Source organism: Pelosinus propionicus DSM 13327 (assembly GCF_900114615.1).
In the GTDB taxonomy this organism is placed as follows: Bacteria; Bacillota; Negativicutes; order DSM-13327; family DSM-13327; genus Pelosinus; species Pelosinus propionicus.
In genome coordinates, this window is the sequence record NZ_FOTS01000003.1 from 52,698 (window position 1) to 69,445 (window position 16,748).

General features: G+C 35.7%; 19 protein-coding genes, 1 pseudogene and 1 riboswitch. All 20 genes and pseudogenes read left to right on the forward strand.

Features of this window, described 5'->3' with window-relative positions; genetic code table 11:
- The first annotated feature begins 24 nt into the window (after positions 1 to 24).
- Positions 25 to 1,062: a transcription termination factor NusA gene (gene nusA, locus BMZ99_RS02105; protein WP_090932474.1), complete on the forward strand. Its 1,038-nt coding sequence runs from the start codon at positions 25 to 27 to the stop codon at positions 1,060 to 1,062.
- Positions 1,063 to 1,071: 9 nt separating this feature from the next.
- Positions 1,072 to 1,338, forward strand: a complete 267-nt coding sequence (rnpM, locus tag BMZ99_RS02110) for an RNase P modulator RnpM (protein WP_090932476.1) — start codon at positions 1,072 to 1,074, stop codon at positions 1,336 to 1,338.
- A complete protein-coding gene (locus BMZ99_RS02115) occupies positions 1,335 to 1,643 on the forward strand; it encodes a L7Ae/L30e/S12e/Gadd45 family ribosomal protein (protein WP_090932478.1) in 309 nt (102 codons plus the stop codon). Before rnpM ends, BMZ99_RS02115 begins: the two co-directional genes overlap by 4 nt.
- A 42-nt stretch (positions 1,644 to 1,685) precedes the next feature.
- Entirely contained in the window at positions 1,686 to 4,142 is a 2,457-nt protein-coding gene (infB, locus tag BMZ99_RS02120; protein WP_090932480.1) for a translation initiation factor IF-2, read from the forward strand.
- Positions 4,143 to 4,157: 15 nt separating this feature from the next.
- Positions 4,158 to 4,514: a 30S ribosome-binding factor RbfA gene (rbfA, locus tag BMZ99_RS02125; protein ID WP_007934215.1), complete on the forward strand. Its 357-nt coding sequence runs from the start codon at positions 4,158 to 4,160 to the stop codon at positions 4,512 to 4,514.
- A 3-nt stretch (positions 4,515 to 4,517) separates the two neighbouring features.
- On the forward strand, positions 4,518 to 5,477 hold the full coding sequence (locus BMZ99_RS02130; protein WP_090932482.1) for a DHH family phosphoesterase: 960 nt from the start codon (positions 4,518 to 4,520) through the stop codon (positions 5,475 to 5,477).
- Positions 5,474 to 6,352, forward strand: coding sequence for a tRNA pseudouridine(55) synthase TruB (gene truB / locus BMZ99_RS02135; RefSeq protein ID WP_090932484.1), 879 nt, complete (start codon positions 5,474 to 5,476; stop codon positions 6,350 to 6,352). Before BMZ99_RS02130 ends, truB begins: the two co-directional genes overlap by 4 nt.
- Positions 6,353 to 6,437: 85 nt before the next feature.
- Positions 6,438 to 7,361: a bifunctional riboflavin kinase/FAD synthetase gene (locus BMZ99_RS02140; RefSeq protein WP_090932486.1), complete on the forward strand. Its 924-nt coding sequence runs from the start codon at positions 6,438 to 6,440 to the stop codon at positions 7,359 to 7,361.
- 170 nt (positions 7,362 to 7,531) lie between these two features.
- Positions 7,532 to 7,798 (forward strand): 30S ribosomal protein S15, encoded by a 267-nt coding sequence (gene rpsO, locus BMZ99_RS02145; RefSeq protein ID WP_007934234.1) that lies wholly within the window; start codon positions 7,532 to 7,534, stop codon positions 7,796 to 7,798.
- Between the two features lie 156 nt (positions 7,799 to 7,954).
- Entirely contained in the window at positions 7,955 to 10,048 is a 2,094-nt protein-coding gene (locus BMZ99_RS02150) for a polyribonucleotide nucleotidyltransferase (RefSeq protein WP_090932488.1), read from the forward strand.
- A gap of 115 nt (positions 10,049 to 10,163) precedes the next feature.
- Entirely contained in the window at positions 10,164 to 10,880 is a 717-nt protein-coding gene (locus BMZ99_RS02155) for a polysaccharide deacetylase family protein (protein WP_090932490.1), read from the forward strand.
- A gap of 113 nt (positions 10,881 to 10,993) precedes the next feature.
- A complete protein-coding gene (locus BMZ99_RS02160; RefSeq protein WP_090932492.1) occupies positions 10,994 to 12,229 on the forward strand; it encodes a glycosyl hydrolase family 18 protein in 1,236 nt (411 codons plus the stop codon).
- A 21-nt stretch (positions 12,230 to 12,250) separates the two neighbouring features.
- On the forward strand, positions 12,251 to 13,117 hold the full coding sequence (locus tag BMZ99_RS02165) for an N-acetylmuramoyl-L-alanine amidase family protein (RefSeq protein ID WP_090932494.1): 867 nt from the start codon (positions 12,251 to 12,253) through the stop codon (positions 13,115 to 13,117).
- 366 nt (positions 13,118 to 13,483) lie between these two features.
- Positions 13,484 to 13,743, forward strand: a pseudogene (locus tag BMZ99_RS27295) (M16 family metallopeptidase); the annotation flags it as partial.
- 90 nt (positions 13,744 to 13,833) lie between these two features.
- Complete coding sequence (locus BMZ99_RS27300; protein ID WP_281246733.1) at positions 13,834 to 14,148, forward strand: insulinase family protein; 315 nt, start codon at positions 13,834 to 13,836, stop codon at positions 14,146 to 14,148.
- Positions 14,087 to 14,578 carry a M16 family metallopeptidase gene (locus tag BMZ99_RS27305; protein WP_281246731.1) on the forward strand — a complete coding sequence of 164 codons (492 nt, stop codon included), beginning with the start codon at positions 14,087 to 14,089 and terminating at the stop codon, positions 14,576 to 14,578. Before BMZ99_RS27300 ends, BMZ99_RS27305 begins: the two co-directional genes overlap by 62 nt.
- Positions 14,559 to 15,011, forward strand: coding sequence for a dCTP deaminase/dUTPase family protein (locus BMZ99_RS02175; protein ID WP_090932496.1), 453 nt, complete (start codon positions 14,559 to 14,561; stop codon positions 15,009 to 15,011). The genes BMZ99_RS27305 and BMZ99_RS02175 overlap by 20 nt, the downstream gene beginning before the upstream one ends.
- A 109-nt stretch (positions 15,012 to 15,120) precedes the next feature.
- Complete coding sequence (locus BMZ99_RS02180; protein WP_090932498.1) at positions 15,121 to 15,441, forward strand: hypothetical protein; 321 nt, start codon at positions 15,121 to 15,123, stop codon at positions 15,439 to 15,441.
- 4 nt (positions 15,442 to 15,445) lie between these two features.
- A complete protein-coding gene (locus BMZ99_RS02185) occupies positions 15,446 to 15,727 on the forward strand; it encodes a YlmC/YmxH family sporulation protein (protein WP_090932500.1) in 282 nt (93 codons plus the stop codon).
- 65 nt (positions 15,728 to 15,792) lie between these two features.
- On the forward strand, positions 15,793 to 16,401 hold the full coding sequence (locus BMZ99_RS02190; protein WP_090932502.1) for a general stress protein: 609 nt from the start codon (positions 15,793 to 15,795) through the stop codon (positions 16,399 to 16,401).
- A gap of 105 nt (positions 16,402 to 16,506) precedes the next feature.
- A riboswitch (Lysine riboswitch) is annotated at positions 16,507 to 16,683 on the forward strand.
- Positions 16,684 to 16,748: the final 65 nt, after the last annotated feature.

Here is a 16,748-nt window from a genome sequence, read left to right on the forward strand (position 1 = left end):
CAAAATTGAATAGGAGGAATTTAGGTGAACGCAGAATTTATGCAGGCTTTTGAACAATTAGGCAAGGAGAAGGGGATTGCCCCTGAAGTCTTGTTTGAGGCAATAGAAGCAGCACTTATCTCAGCTTACAAAAGAAACTTTAGCTCAGCTCAAAATGTAAGGGTATCGTTAGAGCGCACAACAGGTGAAATTCATGTTTACGCCCGCAAAGCAGTTGTTGAGGTAGTAACTGATTCACGTCTGGAAATTGATCTCACTGAGGCAAGATTATTAGATGTACGCTATGATTTAGAAGATATTGTCGAGGTCGAAGTTACACCGAAAAATTTTGGTCGTATTGCAGCTCAAACAGCCAAGCAGGTAGTAGTTCAACGTATTCGGGAAGCGGAACGTGGTATTATTTATGATGAATTTTCAAATAGAGAAAGTGATATTCTAACTGGTATTGTTCAACGAATTGAACAAAAAAATGTTTTTATTGATCTTGGCAAAGCAGAAGCTATTTTAGCGCCCTCTGAACAAATCGCCGGGGAAGTCTACAAGCATGGTGATCGATTAAAAACGTACATAATTGAAGTAAAGAAAACAACGAAAGGACCTCAAATATTAGTATCCCGGACACATCCAGGATTATTAAAACGATTATTTGAATTAGAGGTTCCAGAAATTCACGATGGAATTGTTGAAATAAAGTCTGTTGCTCGTGAACCAGGTTTACGTTCGAAATTTGCAGTATATTCACGTGATGAAAATGTTGATCCAGTAGGCGCCTGTGTTGGTCACAAGGGCATGCGTGTACAATCAATCGTTAATGAATTGAAAGGTGAAAAGGTTGATATTGTTAAATGGAACACTGATCCAGCTAAATACATTGCTAATGCATTAAGTCCAGCTAAGGTAGTCAGTGTAGAAATTAATGAAGTTGAGAAAATATCGAGAGTAGTAGTGCCAGATTATCAATTATCGCTAGCAATTGGTAAAGAAGGTCAAAATGCTCGTCTAGCTGCAAAATTGACTGGTTGGAAAATTGATATCAAAAGCGAATCTCAAGTTGGTTCTTAGGAGGATTTTATGGTTATACAGAAAAAAACTCCTCAACGTATGTGTGTTGGTTGTCAAGAAATGAAAAATAAAAAAGAGTTATTGCGAATTGTCCGCACTCCTGATGATGATATTATCTTGGATTCGACTGGTAAAAAATCGGGAAGAGGCGCATATCTTTGCTGTAATGAACAATGCTTGATAAAAGCATTTAAAGAAAAAAGATTAGAACGATCATTAAAAAGAGTAGTCAATCCCGAGATATATGAACAATTACGCTCTGGAATTGTAACATGATCAAAGAAGAAAAAATAATTTCATTGCTCGGTTTAGCACAAAAAGCAGGGAAAATTTCTTCTGGAGAATTATCTGTTGAAAAGGCTATAAAATCGGGTAAAGCTAAACTTATTATTATTGCCATAGACTGCTCGAATGCTACAAAGAAAAGTTATAATGATATGGCTGTCTATTATAAAGTTGATCTTTATGAAATATTTTCAAAAGAACAATTAGGACAATGTATCGGAAAAGTATATCGTGCTGCATTAGCAATAACAGATGATGGATTTACAAATGCAGTTAAGAAATTACTCAATAGTTAAGTAATACAATGCACTATTGAAAAAGAAAATGGGGGTAGATGAATGTCCAAATATAGAATATATGAATTAGCCAAAGATTTTAATACCACAAGTAAAGTTATTATTGATATTTTAAACCGTAACAATATGGAAGCCAAAAATCATATGAGTAGTGTGGATGATGATGCCAAAAATGTTATTACCCGAACTTTTGCACATAAGATAACTACCGCACCTGCAACAGGGACTTCAACTAATGAAAATAAATCGAGAACTCAAGAACCCGCAACAAGTTCTACTGGAAATGATAGCAGGCAACAAGCTCTAAGTAACAGTGGGGAACAGCGTCCTGCTACTAATTCACAGCCACAACGCCCTTGGCAAAATCATTCTAACCAAAACAAACCGCAGCAGAACCAACAACGTCCACCGCAAGCACCCAGCCAAGGACATCGCCCACAACAAAATACTCATAATCAGCAACGTTTACCGCAAGCACCTTTCCAAGGACAACGTCCACAACAAAATACTCATAATCAACAACGTCCACAACAAAATTTTCAACCCAGGAATGTAGGAACCCAACAACCTCCTGTACAATCTAGACCTGCTGCTCCTAATAAATTTCAATCAAATAACAACCGCTCTACAAACAATAATAACACCCAACGAAATCAAGGAGGAGGTAATTTTAATAAACGCCCTCAAACAAATCGCAATTTCCAATCCCGTGGTACCGCGCCAGCTGTTAAAGTTGAGCCACCAAAACCTAAAAGTGTTAAATTAGGTGAATCTATCACGGTTAAAGAGCTATCGAGTAAATTGTGTCGTGATGTTGGTGAAGTAATCAAAAAACTTATGATGCTCGGTGTTATGGCTACTATCAATCAAGATCTTGATTTTGAGACAGCATCATTGTTAGCAACAGAATTTGGAGTGGAAGTACTCGAGTTGCCACCTGAAGAAGACCCTACTGAAATTGCTGAAATTGAAGATGATCCTTCCAGCCTTGTTCTTAGACCACCAGTTGTTACCGTCATGGGGCATGTCGATCATGGTAAGACGTCTTTATTGGATTCGATTAGGCAAACACATGTAACTTCTCAAGAAGCTGGTGGAATTACACAGCATATTGGTGCATATAAAGTAACTTGCCAAGGTAAAAAAATTGTTTTTCTTGATACTCCTGGCCATGAGGCTTTTACAGCGATGCGAGCTCGAGGGGCACAAGTAACAGATATTGCAATTCTAGTAGTAGCAGCAGATGATGGTGTTATGCCACAAACTATTGAAGCTATTAATCATGCTAAATCTGCTAATGTTCCTATCATCGTAGCAATTAATAAAATAGATCGTCCAGGTGCCAACCCTGATCGAATCAAACAACAACTATCTGATTATGGCCTTGTTGCTGAAGACTGGGGTGGTGACGCCATTATGGTACCAGTTTCCGCACAGAAAAAAACTGGTATAAATGAGCTCTTGGAGATGATATTACTAGTAGCAGAGATGCAAGAAATTAAAGCAAATCCAAATCGCCAAGCCTATGGTACAATTATTGAAGCGAAGCTTGATAAAGGACGCGGTCCAGTAGCCACTGTATTAGTGCAAAAAGGAACTTTGCATATTGGTGACACCATTATTGCTGGAATTGCTTATGGTAAAGTTCGAGCCATGGTAAATGACCGTGGTGAGAAAGTGAAAAAAGCTGAACCTTCTACCCCTGTAGAAGTCCTTGGCTTGGCTGATGTACCACAAGCTGGCGATGTTCTGGTTTCAGTTGATGAAAAAATAGCGCGAGCAGTAGCAGAAAAACGTATTGCAAAAAGACGTACAGATGAATTAATGCAATCACAAAAAGTTTCACTAGATGATTTATTTAAACAAATTCAAGATGGAAACATCCAAGATCTCAATATTGTTATAAAAGCTGACGTTCAGGGATCTGTTGAAGCGTTACGTCAATCATTGCTAGCATTAAATGCTAAAAATAAAGAAGTTAGAGTGAGCATTGTGCATGCTGGAGTAGGTGCAATTAATGAATCCGACGTAATGTTAGCTTCTGCTGCTAATGCATTAATTATAGGATTTAATGTCCGTCCAGATGGAAATGCTCGTAAAGCTGGCGAATCTGAAAAGATCGACATTAGGCTATATCGTGTCATTTATGAAGCGTTGCATGATGTGGAAGCTGCTATGACAGGCATGTTGGCGCCAGAATACAAAGAAGCACTTCAAGGTCGTGTAGAAATACGTCAGTTGTTTACAATTTCAAAGATTGTTATCGCTGGTGCTTATGTATTAGAAGGTAAAATACTCAATTCGTCTCAAGTTCGTGTAATTCGCAATGGTATTGTGATCCATGAAGGTGAATTAGAATCCTTACGTCGCTTCAAGGATGATGTAAAAGAAGTAGCTGCAGGTTACGAATGTGGTATTACAATTGATAAATTCCGTGATCTTAAAGAAGGCGATATTATTGAAGCTTTCACAATGGAAGAAATAAAACCTAAAGGTTAAAGGCGGAGGATTTATATGAGCCAGCTCCGAGTTGAAAAAGTTCAGGAGTTTATAAAGCAAGAAATTAGCAAAATTATTCTAACTGAATTAAAAGATCCACGTGTTGGTTTTGCAACAATTACCCAAGTTGAGGCTACGGGTGATTTGCGTAGTGCAAAGATTTATGTAAGCTTAATGGGTAGTGACGAGCAAAAAGCTGATACTTGGAAAGGATTACAAAGTTCTTTAGGATACATGCGCAGCGAGATTGGTAAGCGCATTCGAATGAGAATCACACCTGAATTATCTTTGCATCTTGATGAGTCTTTAGATTATAGTGCGCATATTCAAGAATTATTAATTAAAATCAAGCAGGAAGAGGGCAATCAATAAATTATGGATTTTTCACTTAAACAGATTGCTGAACTTTTACAAAATAGCAGCACTATTATTATTACTGCTCACGTTCACCCTGATGGTGACTGTTTGGGATCGATGTTGGCGCTAAATGAATATCTTAGCTCACGAGGAAAGAGTGTAAAAATGGTACTTGATGATGAAGTGCCTGCACTATATAATTTTCTTCCTGGCTATGAAACCATTGGAAAACCAACAACTAAAATAATTAGCGCTGATTTACTAGTAGTACTTGATGCCAGTGATATTGAACGAATTGGCAAAGTGAAAGAGCATGTAAATGCCCCTATATTAAATATTGATCATCATATCTCTAATACTAAGTTTGCTGACTATTGGTACATCAATAGTCAATCAGCAGCAACTGGAGAAATCATTTTAGAATTGTTATACTTATTAAATGCAAAAATGACTCCTACAATAGCAACCTGTTTGTACACTGCTATCGCTACTGACTGTGGTTTTTTCCGTTATGCGAATACTTCAGTGCAAACCTTGCGCTATGCTGCTGATTTGATGGAATTCGGAGCTAATCCAAATTCTATATCAGAATATATGGAAACTAAGCCACTCGAAAGTATTTTAACTTTAGCAAAAGTATTAGAAACGCTTGAACTTCATCATCATGGTAAAATTGCAACAATAACTGTGTCACCAGATACTCTTGATACTTTAGATAGTACAGAAGGCTTTATCAATTATCCACGTATTATTGAAGGTGTTGAAATTGCTATCATGTTTAAAATTATGAATGAAGGTACGATTAGAATTAGTTTCCGCTCAAAAACAGTAGATGTAAGCAAACTTGCATTTTCTTTTGGCGGTGGTGGACATATACGTGCAGCTGGTTGTGCTATCATAGGTAAAATTGAAGATGTTCAAAAAAAAGTTCTTAGTTCTGCCATAAAACAATTACAATTAGCTGAGACTTTGTTATGACGAGTGGATTGATAAACGTTCTAAAGCCACCTGGTATGACCTCACATGATGTTGTTTCGTTTATTCGTAGAACCTATCATCTAAAGCGTGTAGGTCATGCTGGTACTCTAGATCCTGCAGCGTCTGGTGTTTTGCCCGTTGCATTAGGATCAGCTACTCGATTACTTGAATATATGACAGATACTGATAAAAGCTATCGTGTTGAGCTCACTATTGGCTATGAAACGGATACTGGTGATGATACTGGTACTATTCTTAGTAACACGATTTGTATTATGCCTGTTAAATCAGAAATTGAAAAGGTATTATCGTCATTTATTGGTACGATTGAACAAATTCCTCCTATGTACTCAGCTATAAAAATACAAGGGAAAAAATTGTACGAATTAGCACGAGCTGGTATAACCGTGGAGCGCCAGCCACGTACTATTACAATTCAAAATATAACTTTACTACATATAGATGACACACGCATCCTATTTGATGTAACTTGCTCTAAAGGAACGTACATTCGCTCTTTATGTTCTGATATAGGAAAAAAAATAAATTGTCCTGTTGTTATGTCTTTTTTAGTGCGTACTCGTGTAGGAGATTTTTCTTTAGAAAATTCTTTTACATTACAAGAAATTGAAGGCAATTCCTCCCTTGCTCTTCTTCCACTAGACTACGCCCTTGGATATATTCCCAAAGCGATACTGACCTCAGAATCGGCACGGGCATTTCAAGTTGGTAAAAGTGTTGCACATTCTATTCTAACTTTTTCTAATCAAACACTATTACGAATATACGATCAAGGAAATTCATTTATTGGAATAGGACAAATAGATACGAATACTGCAATGATTACGCCAATAAAAGTAATCAAATTAGAATAATCAAAATGAAATCTATCTAAAGAGCTTTCTAGTCGAGTTCCATAGATAGATTTTCTGATATTATTGTTATTGTGTGGTGGAATATATGAAAGTATTAAATCAACTGACAACTTTAAAAGATCAGTATCCTAGCATTACAGTTGCCTTAGGAACATTTGACGGCGTACATATTGGTCATCAAAAAGTAATTTCTCGCTCTGTAGAATTGGCCAAGCAGCTAGGTGGAACAAGCGTAGTCTTTACTTTTAGCAATCACCCCTTATCCATTATTGCTCCTGAAAGGTGTCCTTTACAAATCATTACGCAAGATGACAAAGTTGAACTAATTGAAAAACTGGGTGTAGATATTTTACTAAACATACCTTTTACTGCAGAGTTTCTGAAATTATCAGCATCTCAATTTATTCATTTATTATTAGATCAATTAAATCCAAAACATATTCTAATCGGTCCGAACTATTTTTTTGGATATAAGCGTTGTGGCACTCCTGAACTTTTACAAATAGCAGGGGCACAATATGGATTCACAGCAGAAATTAATCCTACAGTATACGTAGAGGATGTTATGGTTAGCAGTACATTAATCCGTCAAATGATTGCAGCAGGTCAAGTGAACCAAGCAGCAACTCTTTTAGGGAGACCAGTAACATTAAAGGGGAGGGTCATCCACGGTGCTAAACGAGGTCGTTTATTAGGCTACCCTACAATTAATCTAGGAATTGCCTCAGGTCTTGCTATCCCTCAGAATGGGGTATATGCTGTTGAACTTATTATCCAAGATAAGCAATATAATGGTATCGCTAATGTTGGCACCAATCCTACCTTTCACGATGTAGGACGCCGTCTTGAAGTTCATATCTTAAATTTTTCTGGAGATTTATATGGTGAAACAGTTTCCGTGAGATTTTTAAATCATATTCGAAGTGAACAAACCTTCTCCAATTCCGATGAACTTAAGTCACAAATAGCAAAAGACATCGTGGTCGCTCAACAATATTATCAAATATAGCAGGTAAAATAATACTTATTATTTACAATTGTACTCATTTATGATAAACTATATTTCGTTGATGATTGATGAAAGTCTTCATTAAACGTAAGTAACCATAGCGAGGATATTCGATTCTCCAACGATTGTCTTGGCTAATGGGGATCATTTATAAAAAGGAGGTGCCCATTTTGTTAACACCAGAATTAAAACAATCTTTAATTGAAAAATACCGTACGCATGAAGCTGATACTGGATCACCAGAAGTGCAAATAGCTATTTTAACTGAACGTATCAACTATTTAACAAATCATTTAAAAGAGCATAAAAAAGACCATCATTCTAGACGCGGTCTTTTAAAAATGGTTGGTCAGCGTAGAGGATTATTGAATTATGTACGCAACAACGATATCGAGCGTTATCGTTCTATTCTTGAGAAATTAAATCTTAGAAAGTAACAAGCGGGGACTTGGCACAAGCCAAGTCTTTTCTTTTTATTGCAAAAAGTATTTTTTTATAGATTAACTGTTAATAATAAAGGAAATACTAAAAAAAATGTCGAAGTGTTAATCTTTGGTAGAAAGAGTAAGGCTTACAGAGGAGGAATGCTATATATGTATAAAATCGAAATGCAACTTGGAGATAGACCCCTGATTATAGAATCAGGCAAAATGGCTAAACAAGCTGGTGGATCTGTGTTCGTCAGATATGGAGATACTGCAGTATTAGTTACTGCTACAGCATCAGCAGAACCAAGGGAAGGTATTGATTTCTTCCCATTGACAGTTGATTATGAAGAAAAATTATATTCGGTAGGTAAGATTCCGGGTGGGTTTATTAAGCGCGAAGGACGTCCTAGTGAATCCTCTATTCTTGCAAGCCGTTTGATTGATAGACCTATTCGACCATTATTTGCTAGCGGTTTTCGCAATGATGTACAAATCGTAGCTACTGTTTTATCAGTCGATCAGGATAATTCACCAGAAATACCAGCGATGATCGGTGCATCATGTGCGTTATCAATTTCAGACATTCCGTTTAATGGGCCAATTGGTGGTGTTAGAGTTGGTTTGATTAATAATGAATTCATTACAAATCCAACTGTTGAGCAGCAAAAATTAAGTGAACTTAATTTAGTTGTTGCAGGTACAAAAGATGCTGTGCTCATGGTAGAAGCTAATGCTAATGAATTAAGTGAAGATACTATTTTACAAGCAATTAGCTTTGGGCATGACATAATTCGTAATCTAATTGCTATTCAAGAAAAAATGATTATTGAGATTGGTAAACCTAAACGTGAAATTAAACTATATGAAATACCTGCTGAGATCAATAGTGCCATACGTGATTATGCAACAGAAAAGCTTACAACGGCAGTTAGAAATTCTGATAAATTAACCCGAGAAGAAAATATAAAACAGGCTAAGAAACAAGTTGCAGAACATTTTGAGGCTATCTATCCTGATAATGGTAAAGATATCCAAAATATGATGCAAAAAATTATTAAAGAAGCAGTTCGTAGAATGATAACAGTTGACAAAATACGCCCAGATGGTCGTCAATTAGAAGAAGTACGACCTATTAGTTGTGACATTGGTTTGTTAGCACGTACACATGGTTCTGCTTTATTTACTCGTGGACAAACCCAAGCATTAACTATCACAACACTTGGTGCAATGGGAGATGAGCAGATACTTGATGGCTTAGGTGTCGAAGAATCGAAACGTTATATGCATCATTATAATTTCCCATCATTTAGTGTAGGTGAAACAAGACCATCAAGAGGACCAGGGCGAAGAGAAATTGGTCATGGTGCTTTAGCGGAGCGTGCATTAGTTCCCGTTATTCCTTCGGAAATTGAATTTCCTTATACAATTCGCTTGGTTTCGGAAATTTTAGAATCGAATGGTTCTAGTTCTATGGCTAGTGTCTGCGGCAGTACCTTGTCTCTTCTTGATGCAGGTGTACCGATCAAACGTCCAGTATCTGGAGTTGCTATGGGTTTAGTTAAAGATGGAGAAGATTTTTCTATACTAACTGATATTCAAGGCTTAGAAGATGCTTTAGGCGATATGGATTTTAAGGTTGCTGGTACAACATCTGGCATTACAGCCATTCAAATGGATATTAAAATTGCTGGTATTACAGAAGAAATTTTAACTGCAGCACTTTCTCAAGCTCATCGAGGCAGAATGCATATCATGAGTAAAATTGTAGAAGTAATTCAGGAACCAAGAGCTGAGTTATCACCTTTTGCTCCTCGCATTATTACAATGGAAATCCATCCAGATAAGATTAGAGATGTAATCGGACCTGGTGGTAAAACAATTAAAAAAATTATCGAAGAAACTGGCGTTAAAATTGACATTGAAGATGACGGTAAAGTATTTATTGCTGCTGTAGATATGGAAGCAGGTCAAAAAGCTGTAAAAATCATTGAAACACTGGTTAGAGAAGTAGAAGTAGGCAGCTCTTATACCGGCAAAGTTACGCGTTTAATGAACTTTGGTGCTTTCGTCGAGATTCTCCCTGGTAAAGAAGGACTTGTCCACATCTCTCAATTAGCTCGTGAACGCGTGGAAAAGGTAGAAGATATTGTAAAAGTTGGAGATGAAATTCTAGTTAAAGTTACAGAAGTGGATCGTCAAGGGCGTATTAACCTTTCACGTAAGGAACTTTTACCTGTAGAATCTGAAAAAAAAGAATAATATAAATCAAACTTTTTAAACATAAACCACTTGGTTTATGTTTTTTTGTTTCATAAAATCACTTCTTGATTAATAGATTAAACAAAGAATAGTATGAAGTTTGAGGTGATTCCCTTTGAAATGGTGTTTCGTTATTCGTATTCAGCAATGGTATGTGTTGTTTTCTGCTGGAGTTTTTTTTGCCATTATCATTTTATCAGGATTATTACAACCTATTTTTAATAATACACAGCCTGTAAATAAACCAGCTCCTATCTTTCATGGCAACTCAACTACACCGAAGGTTGCTTTTGCGTGCAACGTCTTTTGGGGTGAAGAATATCTGCCTACTATGCTAAGCACCCTTAATGAAAATAACATAAAAATAACATTTTTTATTGGTGGTAGTTGGGGAAAACGATTCCCTGCTTTAGTTACAGAACTAGCAAATCAAGGTCATGAATTAGGCAATCACACTTACAGTCATCCACACCCTAATACTATCAGCAAAGAAAAGAACAAAGAACAAATAGTGCGAACTGAAGAGCTCGTGAAAGAGCTTACCACTATAAAAACATCACTATATGCGCCACCTTATGGTGAATATAATGACACTGTATTATCAGCAGCCAACGAACTTGGCTATACAACTATTATGTGGAGTATTGACACAATTGACTGGCAACGTCCTCCAACGGAAATCATCATTAATAGGGTTATGAAAAAACTACACAATGGAGCAATTATTCTTATCCATCCTACAGAAGTTACAAGCAAAGCTTTACCAGACTTAATTCAGCAAATTCAAGGAAAAGGTTATACGATATCAACAGTATCTGATATCATTAAATAATAAAACAGGCATACAATTGCCTGTTTTTGTTATTGCTACCTACTTTTATTTGTGTTATCATGTTTACATAACTATGAAAATTTTATATTGTAGTACTTCTTGGAGGTTGATACATGAAAAAATATAACCAATCTATCTCATGGCTTCTCATTTTTATGATGTCTCTCACATTTCTACTTCCTATAACATCATCAGCATATGCATCTTCTTTTACTGATATGTTGCAATCGGCGATTACTGCCAACTCTACCACTCCTAATGAAGCACCATCCGGCAATGGATTAATGGACATGTTGCTTGGTATAATGGGAAATTTTTTTGGAGATATACTGGCTCTTCCACAAGATATCCAAAAAAAGATTAAACTCCCTTCGGGAATAAATACTAGCTCTACCAAAGAACTAATCGGCTTTTATGCTGAGTGGTGGGCAACTGATACCTCTTCTTTTAATTCCCTGTATAAAAATACCGATATAATTAAAACGATTGCTCCCTTTTGGGCTACGTTAGAAGAAGATGGTACACTTACAGATCGTGGTGGTAATGACCATGAATCTGTAATTGATTTTGCTCACAAAAATAATGTATCTGTCTTGTTATTAGTAAATAATGCTAAACAACAAGACAATCAATCATCCATTCATAAAATTTTAGCTACTCCGTCATTACGAGAAAAAGCTATTAATAGTTTAGAATCTTATATAAAAAAATATAAGCTGGACGGTATAAATGTGGACTTCGAAATGGTTGACGCCCAAGACCGAGATAACCTATCTGCTTTTATGCAAGAGCTTTCAGCGCGTCTTAAACCCCAAGGATATGTTATATCGATTGATGTATTCCCTAAACAAGATGAATCAAACGATGTATCAATTGCATATGATTATGCACAATTAGCCAAGTATGCAGATAAGATCATTCTTATGACCTATGATAATCATGGTACTTGGAGCGATGCTGGACCAATCGCTGATATCAATTGGGTCGAAAAGAATCTAAAATATGCATTGAAATTTATCCCTAAAAATAAACTGTATATTGGACTAGCAGCTTACGGTTATGATTGGTCTAGTAAAGGTGTAGAAAGCCTAGAACACAAGGCTATCACAAAACTAATGCAAGACTTTGATAGCCCTGCAATATGGGATACTTCTTCTAAATCTCCTCATTTTAATTATACAGATTCAAATGGAATCAAGCATCAAGTTTGGTTTGAAAATAGCGAAAGTCTTAAATATAAAATCAATTTGGTTACCAAGTATGACATTGCCGGTGCTGCGATGTGGAAATTAGGTGAAGAAGATCCTAATGCTTGGAACGTATTGAAAAATGTATTTTTGAAAAAATAACTTACTTTAGGAGGTATTAAAGTGCATAAAAATAAATTATTAACATATTGTATTTTATGCTTACTTTTAATTAGCATAATAGTACCGATTCCAATAACACATGCTGCCTCCTTTGATTCTGTGGTAAATACTCTAGCAGCTAATACCTTAGAGACAAGCAACGCGCAAACAGGTAGTGGATTTTTCCAACAAATATTCGATTTAGTGTTTAATAAGATTCTAGGACCAGTATTCAATATCTTTGGTGGCAGTAGTAGTACATCCAGTCCATCGAAAAATAATCCTGTTACCGTAAAGCCCTTACCACCAACAAGTGGTACGACTTTAAAAAATAAAATTATTGTTGTCGATCCTGGACATGGCGGAAGTAATCCTGGAGCAGTCGCCAATAATACAAAAGAAGCTGATAACAATTTAGCCGTAGCCTTAAAATTACGCGATAAATTAGTACAAGCTGGCGCGAAAGTAATAATGACTCGTGAAACGGATCGAACAGTTGCACCTGAAGGCAGCTCTTTGAGTAAAGAGCTGGAGGCTCGAGTTTCTCTGGCTAACTCTAACCAAGCAGATGTATTTGTCAGCATCCATTCCAATTCTAATTCTGATCCTAATATTAAAGGTGCCATGACATTCTATCCTACAGGAAAATCATCTGCATTGGCATCTGCTGTGGAAAATGCTGTGGTCGTGCAAACTGGAGCAATTGATAAAGGAACATCTGCTGCCAATTTCCACGTTCTACGCAATACTTCTATGCCAAGTACTTTAGTTGAAATGGGATTCGTATCCAATCAAGAAGAAGCAGCTCAACTAAACAGTGATTCTTATCGTAATAAATTGGCACAAGGAATTTTCACGGGGATTGTAAATTATTTCAATAACAACTAAGAATGAACAATTCTTTGATTCTTACCAATAAACTATTTTCTTAGGAATGCATCTTAGTATTCAATATGATAGTAACGGCATTTTACCGTAATTACGATTAAGATTCAGGTAAGGTTTAAACTTTACCTGAATCTTAGTCTCTTCTCTCACAAAACCTAATAATCATGCAGGAATTCGTAGATTATAGCCGAAAGTTAAGTATATATTAAGTTAAAGGAGTATTATATGTATTGTAAATCATTATTGCCAAATGGTATTCGAGTAGTATCAGAAGCTAATCCTTACATCAAATCCGTTACTCTAGGAATATAGATAGGTACGGGATCACGTTTTGAACAAAAATACAATCATGGCATCTCTCACTTCATTGAACATATGGTCTTTAAAGGTACTGAAAAGCGCTCTGCTAAGGATATCGCAGAGACAGTTGATGGGGTAGGAGGGCAAATTAATGCTTTTACTACCAAAGAACATACTTGCTATTATATAAACATCTAGAATTAGCTCTTGCTATCCTCAGCAATATGCTGCGGTCTTCCATTTTTGCCGAAGAAGATATAAAGCATGAGAAAGAAATAGTATTAGAAATTTGCATGTATGAAGATACGCCTGATGAATTGGTTCATGATCTACATTATAATAATGTTTGGGCTGAGCATCCTTTAGGGCATAATATTATTGGAACTGCTCCAACTGTTGAAAATTTTAATAAGAATATGATTGTGGAATACTATCAAAATTTTTATACTCCTGATAATATTGTTATTGCTGGATTCGGAAATTTAAATCATAAAAGACTAGAAGCATTAGTAGAGTACTATTTTGGCAATATGTGTGGGAAAAAAGCAGTTTTAAGTTCAGGTCCACCAAATCTAGTTCCTGCCCAAATTATACAATCGAAAAATATTGAGCAAGTACATATTTGTCTTGGAACTAGCAGTGTACCTCAAGCATCACCGGATATTTACGGTGAATATATTAAATACCATAATAGGTGGTGGTATAAGCTCACGTCTATTTCAATCAATTAGAGAAGAACACAGACTGACCTATTCAATATATTCTTATCAAACAAATTATAGCAATGCTGGGTTATTTACTATTTATGCTGGTACAAGACCTAGCAATGCTTCTCAAGTAATGGAACTGATAACCAAAAATATCAATACCTTAAGAGCTACAGGTATTAGTGCCTATGAATTTGCAAAAACCAAAGAACAGTTAAAGGGAAGTTTATTGTTAAGCCTTGAAAGCTCTAGTAACCGTATGTTTAGAATTGGTACAATGGAACTTTCATTTGGAAATTATATTACTATTGATGAAGTAGTTTCTAAAATTGATAAAGTAACTTTAGAAAAATTACATGACATCCTACACACATTATTGATTCCGGATAAATTTGCTTCTACAGTATTAGGACCAATAAATGAGGAGATACATAATGCAATTAAGAGGTTTTAAATTAATTTCTAGTTATGAAAATAACGACATATTACTACCTACTAGAAAAACCCAATATAGTGCAGGATATGATATAGCTGCTGCTGAAGATGTAATATTAACATCTTCTAATGCTACGCTAGTACCAACAGGAATCAAAGCATATATGCAATCTGATGAATATCTTGGCATACATATTCGCTCAGGCTTATCAATTAAAAACAAATTAAGTTTAGTAAATGGGCAAGGTATTATTGATGCTGACTATTTCAATAATAGCGACAATGAAGGACATATTTTTATTGCCATTTTTAATCATAGCTCTCAGAGCATTCCTATAGCTAAAGGAACTAGAATAGCCCAAGGAATTTTTTATAAATATTTATTGGCAGATCATGATGAAAAAAATATTTTTATCACTAGATCAGGTGGTTTTGGTAGTACAGGAAAATAATATGTTAAAAAGTTCTATAGAGAGTATACATAACTCTTCATAGAACTTTTTAACATATTATTGACTTTAACTTCATACTATTAAAGTAGAAGATATCTGGAGGTTTACCATGTGTTCCTGGAGTATTTTGATTGTCTTCTCTTTATTACTAATCTTATCATTACTGGAAAGGGTAAAATACTTCCGTCAATCATATGATGCTGGTGAAGTAAAAAATTCGCCATTATCATTAGCAATTCAAGAGTTAATTGCAATTGCTGGCGGTATATACTTATCATTAGTGATGTTAATTTCTTTTTTAAAATTAGATGTCCCTAATAAGATACAACTTTTTCAAATATGGATAGATCCAATAGCTTGTATAGCCATTCTATTATCCATTATTCAACCTTTTTTTATAAGATTTTTTTGCAAAAACAATAAGGGGTGATAAAATGCGTTTAAGCAATTTATCTGGAAAGGAAGTTATAAATTTAAGTGATGGGGCTCGTTTAGGAATTATTGAAGAATGTGAGTTAACATTTGACCATAAGTCTGGAAAAATACTCACAATTGTACTTCCAAAGAGACACGGACTATTTAATTTTTTTAATGATATAAAGTCTTCTACCATTCCTTGGCAAACTATAAAACGAATTGGCGATGAAGTAATTATTGTCGATATAAACAATGCTTATACTAATTTTAATCGAGAACGTCATGAAAATACATATTAATGATTATCATGGAGACACTAACGTTAAATTGCATGATATGCATTTAATGTTAGGAGGTTTTACTCATGAAAAATCAAACGAATGATCAAGCATCAAATGTAGAAAATGAAAATTCACTAAGCAGTTATAGTCCAGAAAATGCGAGTACTACTGCTATGGCACCGCCAGCTAATAACAATACCGCAAATACACAACACGCTAATCAAACTGTTATTGGTGTATTTGAATCAAGAGCTAGAGCTGAAAATGCTGTGAATACATTACGCAAACAAGGTTTTACTACTGAAGAAATTAATATTGTCTCTAAAAAACAAAACCATCAAGATCAAGACAAAACCTATGATGATGACATTACTGATGGTACTTTAACAGGGGGTACTTTAGGTGGAATTGGTGGCTTGCTTATGGGAGCAGGGGCCTTAATGCTTCCAGGAATTGGCCCGATCATTGCAGTAGGTCCAATTACCGCTGCTGTAGGTGGAGCAATCGCAGGTGGCATTGCAGGGGGATTGATTGATTGGGGCATTCCTGCTGAAGCGAGCCACCGTTATGAGCAAGAAGTTGCTGGTGGAAGCATCCTAGCAATTATCCGGACAGACACAACTAAGGTCAATTCTGCAGCAGAAATCCTACGGCAAAATGGTGCTAAAGATGTGCAGAATCATAGTAAGTAAAATAATTGAATAAAATAAAATTTCATTTTTTCTCTATTCAAATATTGACACCTTAATGGACACTAGTATACAATGTATGTAATTCAATAGACTTCATCCTGCGCAGGATGGAATAGAGGTGCAAACAACAAGAGTACTTTCAGGGAGATTGGTCTTTATGATCTGAAAGAAAAGGGTTGTTTGCCGAAGTGCAAAAGACGCCAAATCTTTTGTGCTGGTCTTTCATTTAATAGATGTAAGACTGTCACTAGAATTACCTTCTAGTGGAGTGCTATCTTATCTAAGGCGTGGGAAAACACTTTATTTTGTTTTCTCACCATCCTTATACTGTCTTACCTACTATTGAC

Excerpts from the sequence above, each read along its gene's own strand:
- rnpM (WP_090932476.1), top strand. The coding sequence starts at position 1,072 with ATGGTTATACAGAAAAAAACTCCTCAACGTATGTGTGTTGGTTGTCAA.
- BMZ99_RS02115 (WP_090932478.1), top strand. The coding sequence starts at position 1,335 with ATGATCAAAGAAGAAAAAATAATTTCATTGCTCGGTTTAGCACAAAAA.
- infB (WP_090932480.1), top strand. The coding sequence starts at position 1,686 with ATGTCCAAATATAGAATATATGAATTAGCCAAAGATTTTAATACCACA.
- rbfA (WP_007934215.1), top strand. The coding sequence starts at position 4,158 with ATGAGCCAGCTCCGAGTTGAAAAAGTTCAGGAGTTTATAAAGCAAGAA.
- BMZ99_RS02130 (WP_090932482.1), top strand. The coding sequence starts at position 4,518 with ATGGATTTTTCACTTAAACAGATTGCTGAACTTTTACAAAATAGCAGC.
- truB (WP_090932484.1), top strand. The coding sequence starts at position 5,474 with ATGACGAGTGGATTGATAAACGTTCTAAAGCCACCTGGTATGACCTCA.
- BMZ99_RS02140 (WP_090932486.1), top strand. The coding sequence starts at position 6,438 with ATGAAAGTATTAAATCAACTGACAACTTTAAAAGATCAGTATCCTAGC.
- BMZ99_RS02150 (WP_090932488.1), top strand. The coding sequence starts at position 7,955 with ATGTATAAAATCGAAATGCAACTTGGAGATAGACCCCTGATTATAGAA.
- BMZ99_RS02160 (WP_090932492.1), top strand. The coding sequence starts at position 10,994 with ATGAAAAAATATAACCAATCTATCTCATGGCTTCTCATTTTTATGATG.
- BMZ99_RS27300 (WP_281246733.1), top strand. The coding sequence starts at position 13,834 with ATGATTGTGGAATACTATCAAAATTTTTATACTCCTGATAATATTGTT.
- BMZ99_RS02175 (WP_090932496.1), top strand. The coding sequence starts at position 14,559 with ATGCAATTAAGAGGTTTTAAATTAATTTCTAGTTATGAAAATAACGAC.
- BMZ99_RS02180 (WP_090932498.1), top strand. The coding sequence starts at position 15,121 with ATGTGTTCCTGGAGTATTTTGATTGTCTTCTCTTTATTACTAATCTTA.
- BMZ99_RS02185 (WP_090932500.1), top strand. The coding sequence starts at position 15,446 with ATGCGTTTAAGCAATTTATCTGGAAAGGAAGTTATAAATTTAAGTGAT.
- BMZ99_RS02190 (WP_090932502.1), top strand. The coding sequence starts at position 15,793 with ATGAAAAATCAAACGAATGATCAAGCATCAAATGTAGAAAATGAAAAT.